General features: G+C 59.4%; 3 protein-coding genes and 1 pseudogene. 3 read left to right on the forward strand and 1 reads right to left on the reverse strand.

Features of this window, described 5'->3' with window-relative positions; translation table 11 throughout:
* From EDC31_RS17155 to EDC31_RS17165, 3 genes are all read left to right on the forward strand, one after another.
* Positions 1–2,108, forward strand: a 2,108-nt coding sequence (locus tag EDC31_RS17155) for an endonuclease toxin domain-containing protein (RefSeq protein ID WP_207912140.1), incomplete at its 5' end; no start/stop codon positions are given.
* Positions 2,105–2,704, forward strand: a complete 600-nt coding sequence (locus tag EDC31_RS17160) for a contact-dependent growth inhibition system immunity protein (RefSeq protein ID WP_132127209.1) — start codon at positions 2,105–2,107, stop codon at positions 2,702–2,704. The genes EDC31_RS17155 and EDC31_RS17160, both read left to right, overlap by 4 nt.
* A gap of 91 nt (positions 2,705–2,795) precedes the next feature.
* Positions 2,796–3,395, forward strand: coding sequence for a contact-dependent growth inhibition system immunity protein (locus EDC31_RS17165; protein WP_132127210.1), 600 nt, complete (start codon positions 2,796–2,798; stop codon positions 3,393–3,395).
* 102 nt (positions 3,396–3,497) lie between these two features.
* Here EDC31_RS17165 and EDC31_RS17170 read toward each other — a convergent pair.
* Positions 3,498–3,683: pseudogene (locus EDC31_RS17170) on the reverse strand (hypothetical protein); the annotation flags it as partial.
* Positions 3,684–4,547: the final 864 nt, after the last annotated feature.

A 4,547-nucleotide genomic window follows, 5' to 3' on the forward strand; every position in this document is an offset into this window, starting at 1 on the left:
ACTGGGGAATATCCATGAAAGTGAACGACTTTCTGGATTTCCCAGTTCCGGAACCTCAGTACAAGATACCCATCACGAAAAGTGCGGAAGAACCGGAAAACGCCCCTGACCCATGGGGCACGTATTACTACGACAGCCCGGCTCTCAGTGATGTGTACAATTTCGGCAGCGTCAACGTTAATGGGTCCGCCCGGGCAGACGATCTTGGTGGCGCGCGTGATCCCCTCTGGGTGGAACCTACCCTGATTCACGCGCCGCTGGCGCCGAGCGCGCCGGATTCCGGCGCGCGGGCGGACGAGGTCGAGAGCTGGTTCCTCGCCAATTCGGACACGATCGGCAGGAACATCATCGGTCAGCCGCTTTCCGGCGATACCGTCCATACTTTCCGCGACTGGATTCATGGCGAGATCAAGCAGCATCACCGGGGGAGCGAGGATGTCGTCAGCGATGTCTTTCACCAACTCGCCACCACGGGCCTTGCTGCGGAACAGCTGAACAATATCTATCACGACGTGTTGGGGCGGTCGATCGACCCCACGGGTCTGTCGAACGCCGTTGCGACCCTCTCCTACGGGCACTTGACCCTGCCGATCGAGCGGCAGAACGTCGCGCATTCGCAGGAAGCAGCCAACGATATCGACGCCATCTGGCAGCGCGTGCTCGGCCGCACGCCGGACAGCGCGACGCTCGCCTCTCTCGAGGGCCAGCTCGGCGGCGCCAATATCCGGCTGTCCGACATCGCCTACGGCACGGCCCATTCCCAGGAGGCGCTCAACGATCTGAACGCCCTGCAGCAGCAGTTGCAGGGCGTTGCCGCCGGGAGTGAATACCAGCCATGGAACGCCTGGGCCATGGACCAGATGACCAATGGCGCGTCGATGGCGGACATGCGCGGCAACCTTGCGCATTCGGATGCGGAAAAGACTCTGATCGACGGCCTCCAGAGAGACCTTCTCGGCAGGACGCCCGATCAGTACGACCAGAATTATGACAACTGGGCTCAGGACACGCTGGCCCAGGGCACAGGCTGGACGCTGGCCAGTGTCAGAAACGACATCGCGCATTCGCCCGTCGCGCGGGTACAATATCAGGATGTGTATGCCGACTGGGGACAGGCGACGCCGAATGACGCTGAATTCGCCACCATGGCCGATGCCATGATCAACATGCAGATCGCGTGGACCGTTGTGCAGCACCAATCCCTCGACCAGCAGCAAAGCGAGGCACAGCAATATCAGGCGCTTGCGCCCGCAGCGACGTTCCAGGATTACGTTGCGAATATCGCCGGATCGCAATCTCAGGCCCAGGATCTGCTGGCGAGCATGATGTTCGAGCCGATGATACAGAACGCCGACACCACTCAGGATGCCGCTGGCGTTGCCGCGTCGGGTGGGGCGACGCTCTTCGACGCCGGGATCGACCAGGGTGTGGCCGAGACCGTCGTATTGCAGGCTCGGAACGATCCTCAGCCGTCATGCAACGATCCGGAGATGTTCAGGAAAACCGTCCCCAAGCCGGTGACGAATATCGGTGACATCACGTCGGCCAACGCCCAGTGGCAGATCGTCAATCAGAGGGACTGGCCGGATGCCTACAAGACCGACGGCATCGTCTGGAACGATGCGGGCGGTGGAAACGGCCCCTCCCAGCAGGGCACGCCTTATGAAGCCTATGTCCAGCAGAAGCTCAACGGCGGCAGTTCGAACGGCGACTACATCTGGTTGCAGGATCACCGCGCGAACTGGAAGACCTTCGATCATTGGAACAAAACGGGTCGTGTTGCTGTCAGCGACAAGGTCGTCAACACAGGCCGCCAGACACTTCAGGCGGACCCGGCCAGGATCAAATACCGCATCTGGGCCGATCTGAAGGAAATGGCTATGAAGTACGACGTGAGCGAAAGTCGTCAGGGAACATCGAACCCGATAACCTTCAGTCGGGAGGATATAGAATTCTATAAGTATGAGCTGGGCGTACGGGCGGACACAACGACCGACGCGCAGTGGAAGGAAATCTGCGAGGCCTATCACGGGGCAGCCGAGAGAATGGCGTCCTATGAGACCGCCGGAGACAAGCCTCTTACCTTCGAGATCGATGCGATATCATGAACAACCCCCATCTCACGCCCGAACGTATCCGCTGGCTGCACAGAAAAAGCGCTGGTCTCTGTCTGTCGCCGAAATATATCTCCATCCAATCCCGGGAAATCTGGGGCGGAGAGCATTTCTCGAGGACTGGCTGGTGCGCCCATGCGCCGTGGGACGCCTCGCCGCAGTGGATCGGCGAGAACTTCCGCAAGGCCATCACGACGAGCGAATATTTCAACAAGCCAGGGGTTCCTAGTCTCGACCGGGAGGCCTTCGCCGCCATGGAGGTGGCCTCCAGAATACGGCGGCTTGCGTTCTACGGCGAGATTGCGGCGACCTATGGCTACAAGACGATTGACGACATTGGCCGCCGCTGCGACGTGGTGTTTACCGAGTGGCATTATCTGGTCGATGACATCGTGATCCTGAGGGCAAGCAAGCGGGTCTCGGGCGGCCACAGTGCGTGGCCCGAATCCAGGAAGTATCAGGACAAGCTGATCCACGTTCCCCTCTCGTCGACGGATGAGGAACTCGGGCTTGCCATCCGCGAGGCTTTTTCCCGCTGCGAGGCGCCGGGACGGCAGAAGATCAACTGGCCCCGCGAAGAAACCGGCTGACGCGGCCCTGTCGCTGAAGTGCGGCCGAGAGAATGGCGTCCTATGAGACCGCCGGAGACAAGCCTCTTACCTTCGAGATCGATGCGATATCATGAACAACCGCCATCTTACGCCCGAGCGTATCCGCTGGCTGCACAGAAAAAGCGCCGGTCTCTGTCTGTCGCCGAAATATATCTCCATCCAATCCCGGGAAATCTGGGGCGGGGAGTATTTCTCGCGGACTGGCTGGTGCGCCCATGCGCCGTGGGACGCGTCGCCGCAGTGGATCGGCGAGAACTTCCGCAAGGCCATCACGACGAGCGAGTATTTCAATGTCCCGGGAGCTCCCAGCGTTGACGTGGAGGCATTCAACATCATGGAGCCTGCCTCCAACACGCGGCGGCTTGCGTTCTGCGCCGAGATTGCGGCGACCTATGGCTACAAGACGATCGAGGACATTGGCCGCCGCTGCGACGTGGTGTTTACCGAGTGGCATTATCTGGTCGATGACATCGTGATCCTGAAAGCGAGCAAAAGAATGTCGGGAGGGCATTCCGGCTGGCCGACAGAGAAGCTGCGGCGCGAAAAATCGATCCACATTCCCCTCTCGTCGACGGATGAGGAACTCGGGCTTGCCATCCGCGAGGCCTTTTCCCGCTGCGAGGCGCCGGGACGGCAGAAGATCAACTGGCCCCGCGAAGAAACCGGCTGACGCGGCCCTGTCGCTGAAGTGCAGCCGAGAGAATGGCGTCCTGCGAGACCGCCGGAGACAAGCCTTTTAGGTGACGTCCCAGGTCGTGGTGTAGGTTTGAGTTCAGTCAGCGTCATGCGGTGCGCCTCGCGCGCTGATGAGGGCTGAAGAAGGCGGTTGCGCAGGAGGCAGGTTGATGATGACATCATCGCAGACCCGCGCGAGCGTTTCCGGCGTCATGGTGCGGCCGCGCTGAAGGGGCCATTCTTCTGTCTGCGCCATCAGGATCGCGCCGACCAATCTGCGGATTCACGCCGTCTTGGCCGGATCGAGAAGGGCGGATCGGACGGTGCGCGTGAGTTTGATATCGTTGGACGGAGAATTCGATTCGGCGTTCAATATGCGGTTTTCGTCCCCATCATCTTGCCCTTTCCGTCTGGAGAGGGCAGCAGCATCACGTGCTGAAACATGCCGTGCAACCGGAAAAATCAAGCTATTCCAATGGATTGTCGGCGTGTGTCGGTTGCCGCGTAGCAGGGCGTAGTCAGGCGCAGATGTGGCGGCGTTTTGTTCGCAAATTGAGGAAGCACGAGTTGGTGAATAATTAATTCGGGAGCACGATTCGTCGATTTGGTGGTGATGGCAGTTTCCGCCTTGATTGTGTTGAAAAACTGCATCTTGCGGAACTCGCTGCCAGCTGATTCAGTATCGCAACAGGTTGGAGGGCGATGACGCTCGCACTGACCGGGTGCTGCGGGGTCTCTTTCGAAAGTCGAGATGATCGCCCGGATCCCAAACAACGCTGACCGCAACGGGAGCAGGGCAGGGGAGGGCGGGCCCGATACGACCATCCTGCCATCGCTACAATACATTGACACACGAATCCTCATGTAAGGACGAAGCCCGCATTCGACCGGAAGAGCGGTATACTCACTCATCTGCTTCAGAGCTCTCACAACATGGTTTTGAGAGGTGTTTTTAATACTTGGAAGTGCGACGGCAAGGAAGAAAGGGCTGGTTCTGGAAAAATTCACAGATGCCAGTTCATTGTCATGCCGATAAGTCGTGGCGGCATCAAGTGAAGCGTCCCGGGTTTCCCGGAGGCTAATTGGTTTGAGTCACGCAGCCATATTGATGATCTGAAGGGCTGCATAGTAGTTGGCCTCGGCCTCG

The organism is Acidomonas methanolica (assembly GCF_004346035.1).
Taxonomy (GTDB): domain Bacteria; phylum Pseudomonadota; class Alphaproteobacteria; order Acetobacterales; family Acetobacteraceae; genus Acidomonas; species Acidomonas methanolica.

Bases quoted from the DNA above. Each gene is read 5' to 3' on its own strand.
- EDC31_RS17160 (WP_132127209.1), top strand. From the start codon at position 2,105: ATGAACAACCCCCATCTCACGCCCGAACGTATCCGCTGGCTGCACAGA.
- EDC31_RS17165 (WP_132127210.1), top strand. From the start codon at position 2,796: ATGAACAACCGCCATCTTACGCCCGAGCGTATCCGCTGGCTGCACAGA.